16 protein-coding genes and 1 riboswitch are annotated in these 21,698 nt (G+C 41.8%); all 16 genes read left to right on the top strand.

Annotated features, from left to right (window positions below; genetic code table 11):
• The first annotated feature begins 2 nt into the window (after nt 1–2).
• A complete protein-coding gene (atpD, locus tag BLV55_RS05105) occupies nt 3–1,400 on the top strand; it encodes a F0F1 ATP synthase subunit beta (protein ID WP_093311915.1) in 1,398 nt (465 codons plus the stop codon).
• A 10-nt stretch (nt 1,401–1,410) separates the two neighbouring features.
• A complete protein-coding gene (atpC, locus tag BLV55_RS05100) occupies nt 1,411–1,821 on the top strand; it encodes an ATP synthase F1 subunit epsilon (protein ID WP_093311912.1) in 411 nt (136 codons plus the stop codon).
• A gap of 115 nt (nt 1,822–1,936) precedes the next feature.
• Nucleotides 1,937–2,362 (top strand): NusG domain II-containing protein, encoded by a 426-nt coding sequence (locus BLV55_RS05095; protein ID WP_093311909.1) that lies wholly within the window; start codon nt 1,937–1,939, stop codon nt 2,360–2,362.
• A 165-nt stretch (nt 2,363–2,527) separates the two neighbouring features.
• Complete coding sequence (gene mreB, locus BLV55_RS05090; protein ID WP_093311906.1) at nt 2,528–3,550, top strand: rod shape-determining protein; 1,023 nt, start codon at nt 2,528–2,530, stop codon at nt 3,548–3,550.
• Nucleotides 3,551–3,731: 181 nt separating this feature from the next.
• Entirely contained in the window at nt 3,732–4,823 is a 1,092-nt protein-coding gene (locus BLV55_RS05085; RefSeq protein WP_093311904.1) for a flagellar hook-basal body protein, read from the top strand.
• 87 nt (nt 4,824–4,910) lie between these two features.
• On the top strand, nt 4,911–5,705 hold the full coding sequence (gene flgG / locus BLV55_RS05080) for a flagellar basal-body rod protein FlgG (protein ID WP_093311901.1): 795 nt from the start codon (nt 4,911–4,913) through the stop codon (nt 5,703–5,705).
• Nucleotides 5,706–5,742: 37 nt separating this feature from the next.
• Nucleotides 5,743–6,090 (top strand): rod-binding protein, encoded by a 348-nt coding sequence (locus tag BLV55_RS05075; protein ID WP_093311898.1) that lies wholly within the window; start codon nt 5,743–5,745, stop codon nt 6,088–6,090.
• Nucleotides 6,091–6,239: 149 nt separating this feature from the next.
• Nucleotides 6,240–7,970 (top strand): phospho-sugar mutase, encoded by a 1,731-nt coding sequence (locus tag BLV55_RS05070; RefSeq protein ID WP_093311896.1) that lies wholly within the window; start codon nt 6,240–6,242, stop codon nt 7,968–7,970.
• Between the two features lie 166 nt (nt 7,971–8,136).
• Nucleotides 8,137–9,072, top strand: a complete 936-nt coding sequence (locus tag BLV55_RS05065) for an AEC family transporter (protein ID WP_093311893.1) — start codon at nt 8,137–8,139, stop codon at nt 9,070–9,072.
• 81 nt (nt 9,073–9,153) lie between these two features.
• Entirely contained in the window at nt 9,154–10,653 is a 1,500-nt protein-coding gene (locus BLV55_RS05060) for an S-layer homology domain-containing protein (RefSeq protein WP_093311891.1), read from the top strand.
• A 73-nt stretch (nt 10,654–10,726) separates the two neighbouring features.
• A riboswitch (SAM riboswitch) is annotated at nt 10,727–10,831 on the top strand.
• A 90-nt stretch (nt 10,832–10,921) separates the two neighbouring features.
• Nucleotides 10,922–12,112 carry a methionine adenosyltransferase gene (metK, locus tag BLV55_RS05055; protein WP_093311888.1) on the top strand — a complete coding sequence of 397 codons (1,191 nt, stop codon included), beginning with the start codon at nt 10,922–10,924 and terminating at the stop codon, nt 12,110–12,112.
• Nucleotides 12,113–12,355: 243 nt separating this feature from the next.
• Nucleotides 12,356–14,758 (top strand): methyl-accepting chemotaxis protein, encoded by a 2,403-nt coding sequence (locus BLV55_RS14565; protein WP_093311885.1) that lies wholly within the window; start codon nt 12,356–12,358, stop codon nt 14,756–14,758.
• A 192-nt stretch (nt 14,759–14,950) separates the two neighbouring features.
• The gene (locus BLV55_RS05045; RefSeq protein WP_093311882.1) at nt 14,951–16,198 is read left to right on the top strand and encodes a pyridoxal phosphate-dependent aminotransferase; all 1,248 of its coding nucleotides are present in this window, start codon (nt 14,951–14,953) and stop codon (nt 16,196–16,198) included.
• An 88-nt stretch (nt 16,199–16,286) separates the two neighbouring features.
• Entirely contained in the window at nt 16,287–18,050 is a 1,764-nt protein-coding gene (prdR, locus tag BLV55_RS05040; RefSeq protein WP_093311879.1) for a sigma-54 dependent transcriptional regulator PrdR, read from the top strand.
• 380 nt (nt 18,051–18,430) lie between these two features.
• Entirely contained in the window at nt 18,431–19,726 is a 1,296-nt protein-coding gene (gene prdC / locus BLV55_RS05035; RefSeq protein ID WP_176968269.1) for a proline reductase-associated electron transfer protein PrdC, read from the top strand.
• Nucleotides 19,727–19,755: 29 nt separating this feature from the next.
• Nucleotides 19,756–21,663 carry a D-proline reductase (dithiol) proprotein PrdA gene (prdA, locus tag BLV55_RS05030; RefSeq protein ID WP_093311874.1) on the top strand — a complete coding sequence of 636 codons (1,908 nt, stop codon included), beginning with the start codon at nt 19,756–19,758 and terminating at the stop codon, nt 21,661–21,663.
• Nucleotides 21,664–21,698 lie beyond the last annotated feature (35 nt).

The raw sequence follows: 21,698 nt of genomic DNA, 5'->3' as shown, positions 1-21,698 counted from the left end.
GTATGCCCAAAGGAAACAAAGGAAAACTGGCACAAATCATAGGGCCGGCACTAGACATTCGATTTGAAAGTGATCAATTGCCGGAACTGATGAATGCCATTGAAATTTATAATGGGGATGAACGCATTGTAGCGGAAGTGGCACAACATTTAGGGGACGATACGGTACGTTGTGTTGCTATGAGCTCGACGGAAGGGCTGGTACGAGGGATGGAAGCTACCGATACAGGGGCGCCCATAACGGTTCCTGTCGGAAAAGCTACTTTGGGCCGCATTTTGAATGTACTAGGGGAAGTGGTAGATGAAAAAGAACCTGTGAAGTCTGAGTTTACAGCTCCGATTCATCGACCATCTCCCAGTTTTGAAGAACAGGAGACATCCACAGAAATCCTTGAAACGGGAATTAAAGTGGTGGATTTGATTGCTCCTTATGCCAAAGGTGGAAAAATTGGCTTGTTCGGTGGTGCGGGTGTTGGGAAAACCGTTATTATTATGGAACTAATCAACAATATCGCCAAAGAGCATGGTGGTTTATCCGTATTCTCCGGTGTTGGAGAACGTACCCGTGAAGGGAACGACCTATACTATGAAATGATTGAATCCGGCGTTATTGATAAAACAACCTTAGTCTATGGACAGATGAACGAACCGCCAGGTGCCAGAATGAGGGTTGGACTGACAGGCCTTACCATGGCGGAGTATTTCCGGGATGAAGAAGGGCAGGACGTATTGCTCTTTATTGATAATATTTTCCGGTTTACTCAAGCGGGTATGGAAGTTTCGGCCCTGTTGGGTCGTATGCCAAGTGCGGTTGGATATCAACCCACATTAGCTACGGAGATGGGTATCCTGCAAGAACGGATTACCTCAACCAAAAAAGGCTCGATTACTTCCGTTCAGGCCGTGTATGTACCGGCGGATGACTTGACAGATCCGGCGCCGGCCAATACGTTTGCTCACTTGGATGCGACCACAGTTCTTTCCAGGCAGATTGCTGAGCTAGGTATTTATCCAGCGGTAGATCCCTTAGATTCAACTTCCAGGATTCTTGATCCGGCTATTGTAGGCCAGGATCATTACGATGTAGCTCGAGGAGTAGAGTCTGTTTTACAGCGGTATAAAGAACTTCAGGATATTATTGCTATTTTGGGCATGGACGAGTTGTCAGAAGAAGATAAATTAACCGTAGCTCGTGCTAGAAAAATACAGCGATTCTTATCCCAACCATTCCACGTTGCAGAGCAGTTTACGGGCATGGAAGGGAAATACGTACCATTAAAAGATACGATTCGTGGATTCCAAGAAATCCTGGATGGACAACATGATGATTTACCTGAATCCGCATTTCTTTTCGTTGGTACAATAGAAGAGGCTCGTGAAAAAGCAAATGCCGGAAAGTAGGTGACGACGCATGGCTAACAAATTACATCTTGAAGTTATTTCGCCAGACGAAGTTTTTTGGGATGATGAAGTTGACACAGCGGTTGTTCGGACCATTGAAGGTGATGTTGGACTAATGAATGAACATTTACCGATGGTATCCCCTTTAATTGTCGGGCGTATAAAGATTGTGAAAGATGGAAAAGCCAGAGAAGCCTCTTGTGCGGAAGGGGTAGTGAAAATCCGTGGAAACCGGGCACTTGTTATTACCGGTGCGGTAGAATGGGTAGATGAAATAGACATAGAGCGGGCCAGAAAAGCGAAGGAACGAGCCGAACAGCGCTTAGAAGCGAAAAAGAATGACGTTGATCTGGATCGGGCCAATATTGCGATGACAAAAGCACTTAATCGAATTAAGCATTATGAAAGATTGGAAAAATAAAGCGAAAGACCTGTCAGGGTTACTCTGGCAGGTTTTTTTCTTGCATTTTAACTAGTATATCAGATATAATCAGTGAAGATAGACACAAGTAAAGTTAAGGAAGGAAGCGCAGACAGTGACTAAAATAATGAAACCAGGCGACTACGTGTTAATCCTTTTTGTCGTTTTGGCCAGTGCCGGTGCCTTTTTTGCTATCCCTCAATTACTGACAGAAACGGCTGATCAAAAGATGATTATTGTGACCATGGATGGTGAAGAAATTCATCGTTTTCCATTGGAAGATCAGGAAGAAGCCTATTTTATTGATTTTCCATTCAATTACCAGGGCGAGGAATATACAGGCAGACTGGAAGTGGATGAAGGGGCTGTTCGCTTACATCGCTTACCGGAAGAAATTGTACCTTTATCGATCCATGCAGATATGGGATGGATTAGCGAAACCTATCAGATGATTGTATCACTTCCTATAAGAATGTATGTCAGCTTAGAAATTGAAGAAGGAAAGAAAGCACATCCGGATATTGATATTTTTGCTTATTAAAAACAGTTCTTTGAGTCTAAGAAAGATGCTTGGCAACAGGCATCTTTTTCTGTTATACTTAAGAGCGTAGGTTTATAATCATTGACATCCTTAGGGATGCAATAAGCCAATAGTGAATCGTCAGGAAAAGAAGCTAGAAAAATATGTTGAAGAGGTGGAACGATGATGGGATTTTCTCCAGATATTGGGATTGATTTAGGGACGGCTAGTGTATTGGTTTTTGTAAAAGGAAAAGGGATTGTATTACAGGAACCATCAGTAGTTGCCATTGACAAATATACGAATAATGTGCTGGCTGTTGGACGAGAAGCCAGAAGAATGCTGGGAAGAACTCCCGGTAATATAGTTGCGATTCGCCCCTTAAAGGATGGCGTTATTTCAGATTATGAAATAACTGAAAAAATGTTGAAATATTTTATTCAGAAAACCATTGGCAAAAAATTGTTTTTTAAGCCTAAAATTATTGTTTGTGTCCCCAGTGGAGTTACAGAAGTTGAAAAAAGAGCGGTAATTGATGCTACTAATGAAGCGGGAGCCAGAACTACCTATCTGATCGAAGAACCAATTGCAGCCGCCATTGGAGCAGGGTTAGATATTACACAACCGGTAGGCCATATGATTGTTGATATTGGTGGCGGAACTACAGACGTAGCGGTTATTTCTCTTGGAGGCATTGTGGTGAGCAATTCTATTAAAACCGCCGGCGATAAATTCGATGAAGCCATTATCAGATATATGCGAAAAACCCATAATATCATGATTGGTGAAAGAACAGCCGAAGAACTGAAAATAAATATAGGTGGAGCGATTAAACGAGATGAAGCCGTTACCATGCATGTTCGTGGAAGAAACTTGGTTTCGGGATTACCGGTAAACATTGAAATCACCAGCGAAGAAATTATGGATGCTTTAGAAGAAAACATTGCAAGCATTGCTGATGCTATTCACTCTGTACTGGAAAGAACACCACCAGAAATGGCATCGGATATTGCCGATCAAGGCATCATTATGACTGGTGGAGGAGCCTTGTTATATGGATTGGATGAGTACGTTCAAAAACGAATGGGGATTCCTGTAACCGTAGCCGAAGATGCTATTAGCTGTGTAGCAAAAGGGACTGGAAAAGCGCTTAATTCCATTCATGTGCTAGCACAGGCAAGAGGGCAGAGAAGTCGCCAGGACAGATAAAGAAAAGCAGTTGAATTTTAAACGGTGACAAGTGAAAATTAAAAACATGAGAATTCATTAAAAAGCCTAAAGCTTAAAGCGAAAATGCCGATAACCTTTCTATAGGGTGTGTTCGGCATTTTTGCAAGTAAAAACAAGGTGGAAAACCATATAGGTAAGAAATGGGAAAGGTGGTACATAGATGTTCAGAGGAATGTATAATGCTGTATCAGGGATGCAAACAGCCGAAAAGCGTTTAGATGCGGCTTCAAATAATATGGCTAATGTAAACACTTCTGGATATAAGCGGGATATGGTTGTGACAGAGGCCTTTCCGGAAGTGCTGATTAGTAAAATCAATGCAACAGAACCCGCTTTTCCCCATAGTAGAAATCTGGAAGTAGAAGTGGAAGCTGTGAATGGTGGCTATCAGCTTTCAACTTCCGGTGGTTTTTTTGCGGCAGCCACTCGCACCGGGATTAGCTATAATAAAACAACAGCCTTTGCGAGAGATGAAAATGGTTTTCTCAGAACCTATGAAAGAGATTCTACGGGAGAAATTACTACCAGATATGGAAATCGAATTCTAGATGCAACCGGAAGACCGGTGCAGGTGGAAAACGAAGACTTTGAGATCGATCCTCTTGGTCGAGTAATTGACAACGGACAGGTGGTAGCTAATTTAGTAAGAAGAACCGGCGGTAATGTTATCGGTACGATGAACGCCGGGGTTCGAATGGAAAAATTTGCAACGGATTTCACGCAAGCTTCCTTGGAACAGACAGAAAGTCCTCTTGATCTGGCATTAAAAGGTTCCGGGTTTTTTATGGTATATGATCCGGAAGATCCGGAAGCCGATCCACTATTTACCAGAACTGGACATTTTACGTTGACGGATAATGGCGATATGGTAACGCCTTCCGGCCATTTTTTAGCTAGTGTAAATGAAACATCATTAATGGTAGACGGAGAAGACTTCCAGGTGAGACCGGATGGGACTGTTTTAGTCGATGGAGAAGTTCGTGATCAAATTTCAATTGTTAACTTTTCTAATACTCAAGATCTTAGAAAAGTAGGAAATAATCTTTATCAGTTTGAAGATAGGTATGAACCGGAAGAAATTCCTTTTGAAGGTCAGGTGCTGCAAGGCTTTATCGAAGGATCTAATGTGGAAGCCGTTGATCAGATGGTTGAAATGATCAACGTGATGAGAGCTTATGAATCGAATCAAAAGGTTGTGCAAACCTATGACGAAATGATGCAACGTGCGGTAAATGATATTGGAAGAGGCTAGGAAAAAGCAGGTAAACCCCTCTCCTGTGAAGGAGTAGGAAACAATCGGAAATAATCCACGATACAAACCAAGTAGGAGGGCCTGAAAATGAGAGCATTATGGTCAGCGGCAACAGGAATGAAATCCCAACAACTAAATATGGATACGATTTCAAACAATTTATCCAATGTAAATACTACCGCCTATAAAAAACAAAAACTGGAGTTTCAAGACTTACTGTATAGTAATATTCGTCGAAATCATTTGGTAGAAGGGGAAGGTAGTCCGGTTCATCTTCAAATGGGTCATGGGGTAAAACCTGTTGCAACTTCCCGTTTATTTATGCAGGGAAGCATGGAAAATACAGATAATCCCCTGGATGTTGCACTTCAAGGGCCAGGTTTTTTTGAAGTAGAAGGACCGGGAGGAGAATTCTATTATACCAGGGATGGTTCCTTTAAATTGAGCGTTGATGGTGATGAACTAGCACTGGTCACATCAGACGGATATTTTGTGATGTCTGAGTTTGATGATATGATTGCCTTTGGTGACGAGTTCGGCCAGTTAAGCATTTCAGAAAGTGGTATGATTACGGCCGAAAATGAAGATGGTGAAATCGAAGAGCTGGGAACATTGAAAGTAGTTCAGTTCTTAAACCCCCAAGGCCTGGAAGCAAAAGGGCAGAACTTGTTTCAACCTACGGCTGCCTCGGGTGAAGCGATTCCGGAGGATAACGAAGAAATGGAAACACGAATTCGCCAAAACTATCTTGAAACCTCAAATGTTCAGATTGTTGATGAAATGGTCCGGATGATTATGGCTCAAAGAGCTTATGAAACAAACTCTAAAGCCATTCAGACCTCTGATGAAATGATGAGTTTGGCAAATAACGTAAAAAGATAGATAAGATAAAGGCTGATGGAAAGTGAAGGTGAGTAAAATGACGATTAACGAAACGATGATGCGTGTTCAATATCAAAATAGTCAACCATCCGTCAGTTCGGCAAAAGATATGGATTCTAAGGAAAAAGAAAGGCTCATGGCGGCATGCCGGGAGTTTGAGTCTATCTTTCTACATATGATGATTCGACAGATGCGTGATACGGTTCCGGATAACTCGTTGATAGAAAAAAGTCATGCCCGTGAAATATTTGAAGATCTTCATGACGAAGAACTGGCAAAAAACATGGCTAAAGGGCAGGGGGTAGGACTGGCACAACAGATGTATCAGCAACTTTCTCGCCATGTTGAACCTGTGAAAGAGCAGGAAGAATCTGTGGAAATATAATTTGGAAAAAAGTCGGCTGTGTTCCAACAGCTGACTTTTTTATTGTTCATTCTTAATTACCGTAGAGGTGAAGCATCTTTTTGGGTTAATCAGCCTGATACAATGGTATAATAAGGATATAGGCCAAACGGCAACAAGAGAAATAAGCAATGATTGAAAAAAAAGGAGTGATCATAGTGGATAAAAATATCATAGAAAAGTACGAAAGATGGAAAAATGATCCTTACTTTGACAAAAAAACACAAGAAGAATTGATTGCTATTGAGGGGAATGAAAAAGAAATTGAAGATCGCTTTTTTCAGGATCTTGCTTTTGGTACAGGTGGTCTCAGAGGAGTTATTGGCGCCGGCACTAACCGGATGAATATTTATACCATTCGAAAGGCAACGCAAGGGCTGGCTGATTACATAAAGTCTCACGGCGATACAGCGGCTGCGAGAGGTGTGGTAATAGCTCATGACTGTCGTCATTTTTCCCGGGAGTTCACTTTGGAAGCGGCATCTGTTTTGGCGGGAAATCATATCAAAACCTATATTTTTGATGATTTAAGACCAACGCCGGAGCTGTCTTTTGCTTTGAGGGAACTGGAAGCCATTGCTGGGATTGTGGTTACAGCCAGCCACAATCCGCCAGAATATAACGGGTTTAAGGTTTACTGGGAAGATGGTGCTCAGGTGGCAACAGAAACAGCGGAAGCGATTATGGAGTCGATTAATCAGGTAGAAGAAATGAGCCAGATCAAACAAATGCCTCAAAAAGAAGCCATAGAAAAAGAATTACAAGAAATCCTCGGGAAAGAAATGGACAAGAAGTATATGGATGCTGTCTTAGGGCAAAGTCTAAGAAAAGATGGGATCCAACGGATGGCGGACGGCTTTAAGGTGGTTTATACACCACTGCATGGTACAGGAACTTATCTTGTGCCCGAAATTTTGAGAAGAGCAGGATTTAAGCAAGTGATCACAGAACCAAAGCAATCCGTGCCAGATCCGGATTTTTCTACAGTGAAATCGCCGAATCCAGAAGAAAAAGAAGCCTTTACACTGGCTATCCAATTGGCGGAAAAAGAAAAAGCGGATCTGATTATAGGGACAGATCCTGATGGTGACCGGGTAGGTGCTTTGGTTAAAGACCACGAAGGGAAATATCAGGTATTGACAGGTAATCAAACGGGTGCCCTTCTGGTGGAATATATTCTCAGGAGTCGCCGAGAGTTGGAATCACTCCCCTTGAATCCACTTATCGTAAAAACCATTGTCACTAGCGAGATGGGAGCAAAAATTGCTGAAAACTACGGCGTGGATGTTGAAAACACCTTGACAGGGTTTAAGTATATTGGGGATCGGATTAAATATTATGAAGAAAGAGGGAACAAAACATTTCTAATGGGTTGGGAAGAGTCCTATGGATACCTGGTGGGGACTTATGCCAGAGATAAGGATGCCATTGTGGCGGCGTTGCTGATTGCTGAAATGGCAGCCGTATATGCATTAGAAGGCAAGACGCTTTATGATGCCTTACTTCAACTATACCAAGAGTATGGAACCTATCGGGAAACCTTGAAATCCATCACCTTAAAAGGAAAAGAAGGAATGGAAAAAATTACAAGCATTATGAATTATTTTCGGAATAAAACGCCTGATCACCTTGGAAAAGATCCTATACAAACCATCGAAGATTATAAAAAAATGCCTGACTTTCCCTCTTCGAACGTTATAAAACTGATGATGAGTCGAGAAGAATGGGTGTGTTTGCGGCCTAGTGGGACAGAACCTAAACTCAAAATATATGCCGCTGCAAAGGGAAAAAGCATACAGGAAACAGATGAAAAGCTACAGCGATGGGTAGACGATATTGAAAAAATGATCGCAAAGATTTAGGGATGATCCCAACCATAGCTGGATATATGTCATTTTCTTTTCAAAACAATTACAATCCTATTACAATAGGTAGAAAAAGGCAAAATAATGATAAAATAAACAAAACTTTAGCCTTCTGATACTAAATCAGAAGGCTTTTGTGTGGTCTTAGGAAAAGAGGGATATTTTGGATCAGGCATTTTTGAGGGTTGCTAGTCAGATTATGGTGTTATTTTTTATTATGTTAGCTGGGTACGCTGCACGAAAAACATCGGTGTTAGAGCCTTCTACGGTAAAAGGCTTAAGCCGCCTTTTAATGAACGTATCACTTCCGGCACTTATTGTAACAGCAATGCAATTTCCTTTTGATACGGAAGTATTAGCTTCCAGTATTCAGATTGTCATCATATCCATTCTTGCTTACATAGGGATTATAAGTTTTTCTTATCTTTATGCCAAACTAAGCAAAGAAGAACCAAAAAGAAAAGATGTGATACAATTCTCCTTAATTTTTTCCAACGTAACCTTTATGGGTTTTCCGGTAGTGAATGTTATTTATGGAGAACTAGGAGTGTTCTTTGCGGCTTTATACAACATGCCCTTCAATCTGATACTGCTAACCTTAGGAGTTGCAATTATGTCCAGAAATGCAAAAGGGAGTGGTAGTCGTAAAGGAAATATTAAAAAAGCATTAATGAGCCCGGGAATCATAGCCCTTATCATTGGTTTTGGTTTATTTATATTTTCCATCACCCTTCCAAAGCCGTTGCATCAGGCAGTTGACATGCTGGGAAATACAACGACACCCTTAGCGATGATCATTATTGGGGCACTTTTAGGAGATGTATCGCTTAAGAGCATTCCAGGAGATAAAAGTTTATACTTACTAATTTTTAACCGATTGTTCCTTATGCCACTACTGGCCTATATACCTCTTCGACTCCTAGGGTTTGAAGGGATGATGCTGGGCATTCCAGTGATCATTATTGCCATGCCTGTAGGTGCCGTTACAGGTGCTTTTGCCAGTCTATACGATGCAGATGATTATTTAGCTTCCAAGGCTGTTTTTATTACCACTCTGCTTTCGATGATTACCATACCGATATGGGCCATGTTTCTTTAAGGGGAGAAAACAAACATTAGTGAACAGAAAAATTGATTATTGATAAGAACAGAAAGAATAAGAAAAGGAGTGATTAAAGGAATGGGAAAAAAACTACTGGTGATCATTAGCTTGTTACTCTTTATTCAATCAGCCATTATTTCTGTGGCAGCAGATGATCAGCCTTGCCGAGATGAGATTAATGAAATTATTAACGAAGTAGCACTTCAAAAAAATATTCCTCCGGTATTGTTACGGGCCATCGCTTGGAAAGAAAGTGGGAAAAGGCAATTTCATAATGGTCAGCCCTTTGTTCATGCAGGGAACCAGGGGGTTATGCAGATTAACAGAGTACATAATAGTAGCTTGGATAAAGAAGCTTTATTAAATGACGCAAGGTATAATGTGGAAGTAGGGGCGGATGTCTTGTTGAACCGGTGGCTTTTTGATGACATTGCTACGGTAGGAGAAAGAGATCCAGATGTACTAGAGAACTGGTATTTTGCTCTCTGGGGTTATAATGGATGGCTGCCACGAAACAATCCGGTAGATCAAAATGGCGATACCTATCAAGATGGTATTTTTGATCTGATCAGAGAACGTTATGATGTACCGGTGTCTGATATTGATTGGAGCCAGATACCGGCTGGTGAAAGAACTCCCAGAGGATTTGGGATACCAAATCCAGATAGGGTTAGTGATGGACATCTGCTATTTTATCAGCCAGGTGACCTTGTGGAGGCTGTTCCAGAGGATTTATGGCTGTTGGAAGCACCTGGAGCTGATCATACAGGGTGGGCTCCGGAAGGCTCAAGGCTTAGGGTGATCAGTCATGAAAAGTTGGAAGCCGGATTGTACTGGTATCGGTTGGAATCTGTTGATAATGGTAGTCAGGGATGGGCCAGAAGCATTGACTTATTACCGGTAAAAGCAGCTATTTTAGCAGAAATCGATGTTTTTAGCCGATTAGAAGAAACAGAGCAACAGGTGATCACTTTATCCATGCCAGAAGAAGCGGTATCCTCCATGCCGGAAGAAGCCGCATCCCCCAGTTCCTTCATGGACTTAAAGGATCATCCTTCGCAGGAAGCTGTCGAAAGACTGAGTGAGGCTGGAATCATTAGCGGTACTCAAAGTGGTCGCTATGAACCAGACCGGCCAATGACCAGGGAAGAACTGGCGGTTGTTTTTGAAAAAGCCTTTGATTTGGACAATCAAAAAGAGGAAGAAGCACACTTGCCAAAGGACTGGGAAAAGGTAAGTGAGTGGGCACAGGAACCGATGGAAACAGTAATCGCTCACCGTATTATGACTGAATATGGTGATGGAACCGTGAGACCAAAGAAGCATGCAACGAGGGAACAGGTACTTGTGATGGTGACAAAAGCTTTAGAGCTGGAACTGGAAGCCACCACCAGTGAAGACCCAAATTTTGCGGATGCCGATAGTGTTAGTGAATGGGCTGTCCCGGCGGTAAACAAGCTTGTTGAAAAAGAGATAATACCAGCTTCGGAAAAATTGAATCTATTTCCTGATAGAGCGGTTACCAGAGGAGAATTAGCCATTCTTTTGGATGGTGTGATTGATAAAGAATATCAATAAATAACTTGACATACAAAATATTCTAATGATACAATTATGTAGTAATTTAATGTCTATATCAATAAACACATATACCTTATAAAGAGTGATGGAGGGACGGGCCCGATGAAATCCGGCAACCATAGTCAGTGATGTATGGTGCTAAATCCTGCAGAATGAGGATTCTGAGAGATGAGGAAGGGTACAACCATCGCTTTAATTGAGCTTGAAGCCTCTTCTATTTGAAGAGGTTTTTTTGTGAATAGGAATACAACGAGGAGGAAAAATAATGAAAAGAAGCTTTTTTACTTCAGAATCAGTAACAGAAGGACATCCGGATAAAATATGCGATCAAATCTCTGATGCTATTTTGGATGCGATCTTTGAAAAAGATCCTAACGGTCGTGTTGCTTGCGAAACCATCGCTACAACGGGAATGGTGATGGTAGCGGGGGAAATAACAACAAACTGCTATGTGGATATTCCTAAAATAGCAAGAAAAACAGTAGAAGAAATTGGCTATACAAGAGCTAAGTTTGGCTTTGACAGTGATACGTGTGCCGTATTGACCGCTATTGATGAACAGTCCAGCGATATTGCTATGGGGGTGGATGAATCTCTGGAAAGGCGTGGGGGCGAAGAAGAAAACGGTCTTGAGTCAACAGGTGCCGGGGATCAGGGGATTATGTTTGGATATGCTTGCAAAGAGACATCGGAATTAATGCCCATGCCAATTTCTTTGGCTCATAAACTGGCTAAAAAGCTGGCGGAGGTTCGAAAAAAGGGAACCCTTCAATACTTGAGACCGGATGGAAAAACCCAAGTAACCGTAGAATATGAAGGCGATGTACCCGTAAGGATTGACGCTATTGTCATTTCCTCTCAACATAGCTCGGAAGTGGATCATGCAACCATAGAAAAAGACCTTATTGAATACGTAATACGACCGGTGTTGCCAACGGAATTTATTGATGAAAATACCCGATATCTCATTAACCCCACCGGACGATTTGTTGTGGGTGGCCCTCAAGGAGACGCCGGGCTTACGGGCAGAAAAATAATTGTAGATACTTATGGAGGTTATTCAAGGCATGGCGGTGGAGCTTTTTCAGGTAAAGATCCAACAAAAGTAGATCGGTCAGCTGCCTACGCAGCCAGATATGTGGCAAAAAACATTGTTGCGGCAGACTTAGCATCCCGTTGCGAGGTGGGACTTGCTTATGCCATTGGCGTTGCTCAGCCAGTTTCTATTTTGGTGGACACTTTTGGAACAGGAAAAGTACCAGAAGAAACCCTTATTCAACTTATTCGACGCCATTTTGATTTGCGGCCGGCGGCGATTATCCGAGACTTAGATCTCAGAAGACCCATTTATCGACAAATTGCGGCTTATGGCCATATGGGTCGGACAGATCTTGATTTAACCTGGGAAAGAACCGATAAGGCAGAACGACTAAGAGAAGATATAGCGAAAGCCTAGTTGTGATGATGATTAAAATTCCTTCGATATTTGCCGGAAGAAGTAGCTTCGGTGAAATCGGAGGTTTTTTTATCAGACACAAAATGTCATTGCTTATAAAAAATTTTGTAGTCGTTGCTTATAAAAAATTTTGTAAAAGTAGAAAAAATAATAAGTATTTGGTTTAGTGATATTGTCCTGGGTATTAATGCATCATAGTAAAAGACGGATATTATTAGAAAGAATTTTATTGGAGGGTTGAGGATGTCAGGAAAAAAGAGTTTATTACAAAATATGAAAATTCGCAATAAAATTTTTGCTATTTTTATGGTTGCAGGCCTTATTCCGATGATTATTATTGCGGCTGTCAGCTATCATCAGGCAAGAAATGAGCTGATAGAAAGCGTTTTTTCGGAAGTGGCACTTTACCAGGAAATGACCGAACGCAGGGTTGATCAGTATATGGGTGAAAAAACAATGTACGGCACCACTCTTTCGAGGATGGAAAACGTATACAATGCGGCTGAGATATGGGAAATCTATGGAGCGCAAAGTGAAGAATGGCAGGAAACTTACAAGGAATTAGAAGCCCTTCTTCCGGGTCTGACAGAAGAATATGGGTTCTTAAGCATCTATATTACCGATGCAGAAGGGCGAGGTATTTATGGAAGCGGAGACCTTAAGGAGCGTATTGAAGGTGCTGATTACTCACCGAGAAACTATTTTCAAACGGCCATGGCCGGTGATCAGAACATATCAGAGTTTGAGTATTCAGATATTATTGACGATTACTATATAACGGTTTCAACTCCTTTGAGAAGGGGTGGTACGGGGACGGTAATAGGGACAGTTAATGGCTACATACCAGTAGATACATTGCAAAACATGCTTCAAGAGGGGATTTACCTGGTTGGTGAAACCGGAGATATTTATCTGATTGACGAGGATGGAATGTTGCATACAGATACCATTCTTGGAGATTATCGGCAAGATGCCGCTTTCCAGGTGACCATCGACACTTTTGCGGTTCGGGAGTTAAAAGGACCGATTCAAGAGGGAGTGGATGAGTTTTCAGGAGTAGGCGTTTATGATGACTATATAGGGAACCCTGTTTTAGGTGGGTTTGGCGTGGTTTTTCTCGGTGATACTCCCTTAGGAATGATCGTGGAGATTGACCAGGCAGAAGCCTTAGCGGGTGTTAGGACATTAATGATAGCGATGATTACAATGACGGTAGTCAGTGTGGGTATTGCCATACTACTTATTTTCTTTGGCTCTCGTTCGATTACCACTCCGATGCAGGTGATGGCGAAATCCATTCAGAAAATAGCTGCTTATGATTTCACCATTACGGAAGATGGTGGAATACAACAATACGAACAACGTAAAGATGAGATTGGTGAGATGGCTCATGGCCTTTCATCTACGGTAGAAACTCTTAGAAATATCATTGTAAAAATTCGGCGTGAGGCTGACTCAGTGAACCATTCGGCGACTACGGTGTTAGACGTGGCCAGTAGTTTGGCAGCAGGAACCGAAGAGATGAGTGCTAAAACCGGTGTTGTTAGTGCGGCAACAGAACAAATCAATGCCAGTATTGATGGAACCGCAAAGGCAACAGAAGAAGCCCGTACCAATATGAGCACCATTGCTTCGGCTGTAGAGGAAATGTCGGCGAATATACGTAATTTAGCGTCTGCTTCAGAAGAAACATCCTCAGAAGTTAATAACGTAACAGAATTGATCGAAGGCGTTAACAAAGATATGGAAGTCGTTGTAGAAGACACCCAGGAAGTAAATAGTTTAGTGGCGGATATTACGACAGCGATAAAAGAAATTAACCTTTCTTTAGGTGAAATTAGTGAAAACTGCGAGCGATCCATTACAATTAGTGATGAGGCAGAAAAAGAAGTAGAGCATACAGCGGAAGCGATTCAAAAACTGAATAAATCCTCGGCAGAAATCAATAAAATTGTTGAGGTAATCAACGACATTGCTGATCAGACCAATATGTTGGCCCTAAATGCAGCCATAGAAGCAGCAGGAGCGGGAGAAGCCGGAAAAGGCTTTGCTGTAGTTGCTAATGAAGTAAAAGAATTGGCGAAACAAACAGGTGACGCCACTGATGAGATTGCCAATCAAATTGCATCAATGCAGCGAGATATGCAGGGAACGGTTAAAGCCGTTGATGGTATTACCAATGTTATTAAGCAGGTAAAAGATATCACCGGACAAATTGCGGCCGCTGTGACAGAACAATCAGCTACTACTGGGAATATCTCTGAAAATGTGATAGACACCTCAGAAAGAGTCAACAATATTGCGACGAGCATCAGTAAAGTCACCGAAAATTCAAAAGACGTTTTAAGAAGTTCCTCTGAGGCATCAAAAGGCGTGAATGAAATAGCCAGATCAGCTTCTGAACTATCAGCAGCCTCTGATGAAGTAGCACAAAGCAGTGAGAATGTAACCATGCAAATGGAAGAAATTGCCAGGGCAAACGGTGAAGTTTCTTCCGGTGCGGTTGATATTGCGGAAAACATTCGTGAAATTGATCAAGCGGCGGCAGATGCTGCTCAGGGTGCTACAGAAAGTAGTCAGTCAGCTCAGGATCTGTCAGAAATTGCGAATCAACTAAATCAGCTGATGGCACAATTTAAGGTATAAAACCCGCTTCTTAAAAAGCAACTGTTTTTTTCAACTGACCTCCTTCAAAAAGAGGTCAGTTGTTTTTGCGAAAAAATAAGGCGAAAAAGAGAAAGATTTTAGCTTTAGATGTGGCAAAAACCCCTAAAATGTGGAATAATAGGAAGCGTAGGCATGATTAACTAATTCGAGACATAATAAGGAGGAATAGTGATGAGTACAACCATGGTAGCACCTCATTCCAAACGTCCAATAGCGGACGACAAGGTATTTGCAGCTAATAAAAAAGCTCAGGAAGCCGCAAAAAAGGTGGGCGCTGAGCAGGTGATTAACTCAACCTTGGGCGCATTGATGGAAGATGATGGCAGTCTTTCTGTCATGCAATCTGTTATGAAAACCTTTAAGGACCTTCCGGATGCAGAGATTGCTGCTTATGCACCCATTGCCGGCCTTCCGGATTTTCAGCAAGCGGCTGAAAAAGCCGTTTTTGATGAATATCGTCCGGCCGGTCACGTTCGAGCTGTTGCGACACCAGGTGGTTCAGGTGGTATTCGACATGCTGTATGGAATTATATGGAAGCGGGAGATACAATGCTTACGGCCGATTGGTACTGGGCTCCCTATAAAACCATCACAGAAGAACATGGTCGGAAACTGGACACTTTCCAGTTGTTTGATGAAAACAAAGCCTTTAACCTTCCTTCCTTTAAAGAAAAAGTGGAAGAACTGCTTGGAAAGCAGGAAAGACTCCTTATTATGATGAATACACCGGCACATAATCCTACAGGCTACAGTCTGACGGAAGAAGAATGGAAAGAAGTATTGGATTACCTGAAAGAAAAACAGGCAAAAGATCAGAAAAAGATCATTCTCTACTTGGATATTGCCTATATCGATTTTGCGGGAGACATGAAAACCTCCAGAGGTTTTATGAAGCAATTTGAAAATCTGCCAGAAAGCATTCTGGTCCTGGTAGGTTACAGTATGTCCAAAGCCTTTACTTTCTATGGACTTAGATGCGGGGCATTGTTATGCCTGAGCAGCAGCGAAGAGATCGCCGATGAGTTTATGGCAGCGGGTACTTTTTCCAGTCGTGCTTGCTGGTCTAATGGAACCAGGGGAGCACAGAAACTGCTAGCCAAGGTATATAGCGATGAAAGCTTGTTGAAAAAAGTGAATGAAGAAAGAGACTCTTTCAAAAAGTTGTTGGAAACACGGGCTCATGCTTTTGTGGAAGAAGCAGAAATGGTAGGACTGGAAATATTCCCTTACCGGGCAGGTTTCTTTATTACAATTCCCTGTGAGAATCCAGATAAGGTGGCGGATGAACTGGCAAAAAACCATTTATTTCTACTGCCTTTAGGGAGAGGACTAAGATTTGCTCCCTGCGCCGTATCAGAAGCAAAATGCAGGAAATCAGTCCGTTTCATTAAAGAAGCGATGGATAAGGTGAATGGATAGATAACAGAAAGCAAGAAACCCATCAAAGATGGGTTTCTTTTTCCATCAAGTAAAGAGGTAATCATCAACAGATTCAAGGAGAGATGCTATGTTTTTGCATCAGTTAGATCAATATACCGTTGGCGATATTATGGACCGCCGACTGATTAAGTTAAGGGAAGAAGCCAATAGCCGAGAAGCGATCAATACAATGATTAGTCATAATTTAGATGATATTATTTTAACGGATGAAACCGAAAAAGTGGTCGCCGTCCTGACGTTTAAGGATTTAATGAAACAAATCAGATCAGAAGAAGATTTAACGAAACCCCTGAAATACTTAGTCAGTCAAAATGTTATTGTATCCACAGAAAAAGCACAAGCGATTGAAGCGAGAAACCTGATGAGAAAAAACCACATTGGCAGACTTCCAGTAATACGGGAAGAAAAAGTGGTAGGGATTGTTCGTGTCAATGATATATTGAATAAAGTATATTCAAAAATCGATGAAATGCATGCGGCCCTGGAAAAGATTCTAGATAGTCTTTACGAAGGAGTTTGTGTGGTGAATCCGGAAGGGACGGTTTTGCTATGGTCAAAAGGAATTGAAAAACTTTATGAGGTGAATCAGGAAGAGATCGTTGGCCGGAATTTGGAAGAATTTTTTCCAACGGCCCTATTACTTAAAACCCTCAATAGCAAACAACCCATTCGCAACGTATATCACAGCCCCCGTCCTGGAAGCTATGCGATTATCAGCTCAATTCCTATTTTTATTGGTGGTGAAATGATAGCCGCTGTATCAACGGATAGAGATATTACAGAGACAACTAATCTTTCGGAAGAGTTGGAGACAGCAAAGGAAAAACTGGATCTTCTGGAAACGGAAGTAAAAAAAATCAATGAAGAACAGTACTCTTTTCATAATGTGATTGGAAAAAGCGATATTATTAAAGAAAAAATATTGGAAGCCAGGAAAGTGGCATTAGCCAATAGCAGCGTTCTTATAGGTGGCGAAAGTGGCACAGGGAAAGAAGTGTTTGCCAGAGCGATCCATCAAGCCAGTGGTCGAAAAGGACCTTTTGTAGCGATAAATTGTAGTGCCATTCCGGAAAGCCTTTTTGAAAGTGAGATGTTCGGTTATGAAAGCGGCGCCTTTACAGGGGCACTTAACAAAGGAAAAACCGGTAAAGTAGAACTGGCTAACCAGGGCACCTTGTTTTTGGATGAGATCGGGGATATGCCACTTTATATGCAGGCAAAGATGCTTCGAGTTTTGCAGGAACGTCAGGTTTTAAGGGTAGGAGGCGAAAAATCCATTGATATTGACGTAAGGGTCGTATCAGCAACCCATCGAAACCTGGAAACCATGGTGATGAAAGGAACCTTTAGAGAAGATTTATATTATCGTCTCAATGTGGTATATATTGATCTGCCTAGTCTTAAAGAGCGGAAGGAAGATATTCCCATCTTTTTAAGACGCTTTATTTCAGAATTTTGTGAGGAAAACAACCTGCGAATTCCAGAAATAGATGCGGAAGTGCTTCAGGTATTAATGAATTATCCTTGGCCAGGAAATATCCGGGAGCTAAAGAATACGATTGAGCACCTGGTTATTTTTTCGAAAGATAATGTGATTCAAAAAAACAGCTTGCCAGAAAGAATTCTTGAGAAAAAAATCATTGATGAAAAACAACAACAGCCAATAAGTTTCGACTTACAGGAAAATATAAGAAATACAGAGATAAGTACGATTAAGAGTGCGATGGATATGGCTGATAACAACAAGGCAAAGGCAGCAAAAATCATGAATATACCCAGGAGCACCCTGTATTATAAATTGAAATATTACGGGCTGAAAGAATACCTCTGATAATGCTTGTTTGTTACGGATAGCACAAGCGTTGAAAAACAGCATGTCAACAAACTGACGCAGTGTCTAAAAATTGACACATTGTGATGAGTTATGAATATCAAGTAGTAAGAAGGCACCAACCAATCTTTGACAGATTGTGAAATTTGAACTGACTAAGACCACCCCAAAAAGTGTCGGATTTCCGACGATTTTTGGGGTGGTCTTAGATTGAGGAAAAGAATATAGCCATAGAAAAGATTAATCATTAAAAAACAAATTGGATGAAAAGCTTGAAACAAGAGGGATTAAGGAATAAAAAATAAAAATTGATAAATTAATATCAAAACTTGGCACAGAGATTGCATTAATATAGAAGCAAGCAAAAGGAGGTGAAGGTGATGAATATTGTTTTACCATTAAGACAGCATGTAGGAGCACCCTGTCAGCCGAAGGTCTCTGTTGGAGATGTGGTTAAAAGAGGGCAATTAATTGCCGTACCACAGGGGTTAGGTGCTAATATTCATGCCAGCGTTCATGGGAAAGTACAAGAAGTGACGGATGAAGTGATTGTTATTAGCCCACAAGCAGATCAGCCTGATGAATATGTAAAGATCAGCGCAACAGACAATATGCTGGAAGCTATTGAAGAAGCTGGCGTTGTTGGAGCTGGAGGAGCAGGTTTTCCTGCACATATCAAACTGAAAGCAGAGCTTCCGACAGGCTGCGTTATCATTAACGGAGCCGAATGTGAGCCACTCCTGGCCCATAATCTATTGTTAATGGAAGATGATCCCGGCGTTGTTGTTCGCGGTGCTAAGTATATGATGGAAATAACAAAAGCACCCAAAGCCTATATTGCGGTTAAAGCAAAGTATAAAAAAGCGGTGAGAGCTTTAAAACGAGCGGCAGCGTTGGAAAAAGGCATTGAAATTGCCTATCTACCAGATATATACCCATCTGGAGATGAAAGAGTAGTTGTCAGAGAGTTGCTGGGTGTTGAGCTGGAGCCAGGCCAACTTCCCTTGGAAGCAGATGCAGTGGTTCAAAATGTTGAAACCGTTAAACATATCGTTAATGCTATTGAAAAACGCAAGCCTTTTATCGATAAAGATTTAACAGTAGCTGGCCGGGTGAAAGAGGGGAAAAAAGGAAAAGTTTTTCTTGACGTACCCCTGGGTGAACCGGTTGGGAAATATATTGAAATGGCAGGCGGATATGTTAAGCCTTACGGTGAAATAACATTAGGTGGTCCTTTTACCGGTAGTGCCGGGAAAGAAGATTCTCCAGTAGTAAAGACTTTGGGTGGCGTATTGGTTTCAATGCCCTTTCCGCAGGAAAGTCGAAAAATCGGACTTTTAGCCTGTGAATGTGGTGCTCAGGAACCAAGACTTCGCGAAATTGCAGAAGCAATGGGTGCCGAAGTAGTAGCAGAAGAAAAATGCAAAAGAATGGTTGAAGTTAACGGTAGATACCGTTGCGATAAACCCGGCGAATGTCCGGGACAAGCAGAAACTGTTATGAAGATGAAAAAGAAGGGCATGCAGGTTTTGCTTACCGGCAGTTGCGGAGACTGAACGAACACAGTGATGACTGTAGCTCCCAGGTTGGGAGTTCCAACTTACCACAGTACGGATCATGTCTTGCGAGCCGCCGGTGAAAAATTAATCAGAAGATGTGAAGACGAGATTGATTAATGAAACAATAAGAATAGGAGGCGATTCGCATGGCAATTTCAGCAGAAGCTGCAAAGAAAAACATGAACAAAGTTGCGGTTGTGTGCTGCAGAACAGAAGCAGGAACCGTTCTGGAAGCAAGCAACCTTGAAGATCCGGCGATTTTTCCGGATCTGGAAGATTCTGGATTACTAACCGTACCAGAAAATTGTTTGAAAATTGGAGAGGTATTAGGAGCAAAGGTTACTAAAACCGTTGATTCTCTTACTCCTCTTACTCCAGATGTAGTGGAAGGAATCCAGGCAATAGAATCAGAAGAAAAAGAAGAAAAAGAAGCGGTAGTACAAGAAGTTGCTACACAACCAGCAGCACCAGTAAGTGAAGCTGTTCAACAACCAGTAGTACAAAATGCTGGTGGCGTTGTAAAGATTCATATTGGAGAAGGAAAAAACATTGACCTTGAATTTCCTATTGGTTTAACAGGCGGGGTAGCCAGCAGTGCGCCTGTTGCCGCCGGCAATGCTCCAGCTGCAGCAGTACCAGCCGCTGGTCAGACAGCTACTGAAGCTGTTTCAGCACCGGTAGAAGCAAAAAAAATGCGTTCATTGGTTAAGAAACACTTTAAAATTGATAAAGTAGAAATGGCTGATGAAACAAAAATCGAAGGAACTACTCTATACTTACGAAACAATGTTTGCGATGATGCTGTAAAGGTAAGTGACCTTGTGACTTCTATCAAAGTAGACATTATTCCAGAAGAAAACTACAATCAGTATTCTGAAACAATTATGGATGTTCAGCCAATTGCTACCAAAGAACCTGACTGCAAGTTAGGAACAGGAGCGACGAGAGTATTAGATGGCGTTGTTATGGTAGTGACAGGAACAGACGAAAAAGGCGTTCAGATCGGCGAGTTCGGTTCTTCTGAAGGTGAACTTGAGAAGAACATTATGTGGGGTCGTCCGGGAGCACCTGATAAAGGCGATATCCTGATCAAAACAGAAGTTGTGATTAAAGAAAAAATGAACATGGAGCGTCCGGGACCATTGGCGGCTCACAAAGCAACCGACTTTATCACTCAGGAAATTCGTGAAGCGATGAAAAAACTGGATGAAAACCTAGTTGTGGAAGAAGAAGAATTGGTTCAATATAGAAGACCAGGCAAAAAGAAAGTCCTTATCATTAAGGAAGTAATGGGTCAAGGTGCAATGCATGACAACCTGATCTTACCAGTAGAGCCGGTTGGAATCGTTGGTGGAAAGCCAAACGTAGACCTAGGCAACGTACCAGTAGTATTATCCCCATTAGAAGTTCTGGATGGCGGTATTCATGCTCTGACTTGCATCGGACCAGCGTCAAAGGAAAATTCTCGTCATTACTGGAGAGAGCCATTGGTTGAGCATGTGATGAAAGACGAAGAATTAGACCTGGCAGGCGTTGTCTTTGTAGGTTCTCCTCAGGCTAACTCTGAGAAATTCTACGTATCGGACAGACTTGGTTTCTTAGTAGAAGCCCTAGATCTTGATGGAGCGTTTATCACTACAGAAGGCTTTGGAAACAATCACATTGATTTTGCCAGCCATCATGAGCAAGTGGGACAGCGAGAAGTAACCGTTGTAGGAATGTCTTTCTGCGCTCAACAAGGAGCTTTGGTTGTTGGGAACGAATACATGAAATACATGGTAGATCATAATAAATCAGACCAAGGAATCGAAAACGAAATCCTGGCCAACAACACACTTTGCGAAGAAGATGCGATTCGAGCTACTTTAATGTTAAAAGCAGCCATGGCTGGTGAAGAAATTAAAGAACCGGAAAGAAAGTTCAATCCAGTAGTAAAAGAAAACAATATTGATATGATTGAACAACAAATGGGCATGGAAATGGACTTAGTTCCAAACGAGCAGATTCTACCCAAAAGCAAGAAACGATTAGAAATTTACGAGCCGGAAGCATAGGTTAGGCAACCTACTCATTTAACAAAATTCAGCAG

Origin of the sequence: Tindallia californiensis (assembly GCF_900107405.1) — a bacterium.
Classification (GTDB): domain Bacteria; phylum Bacillota; class Clostridia; order Peptostreptococcales; family Tindalliaceae; genus Tindallia; species Tindallia californiensis.
This window is presented reverse-complemented; position numbering and strand designations above follow the sequence as displayed.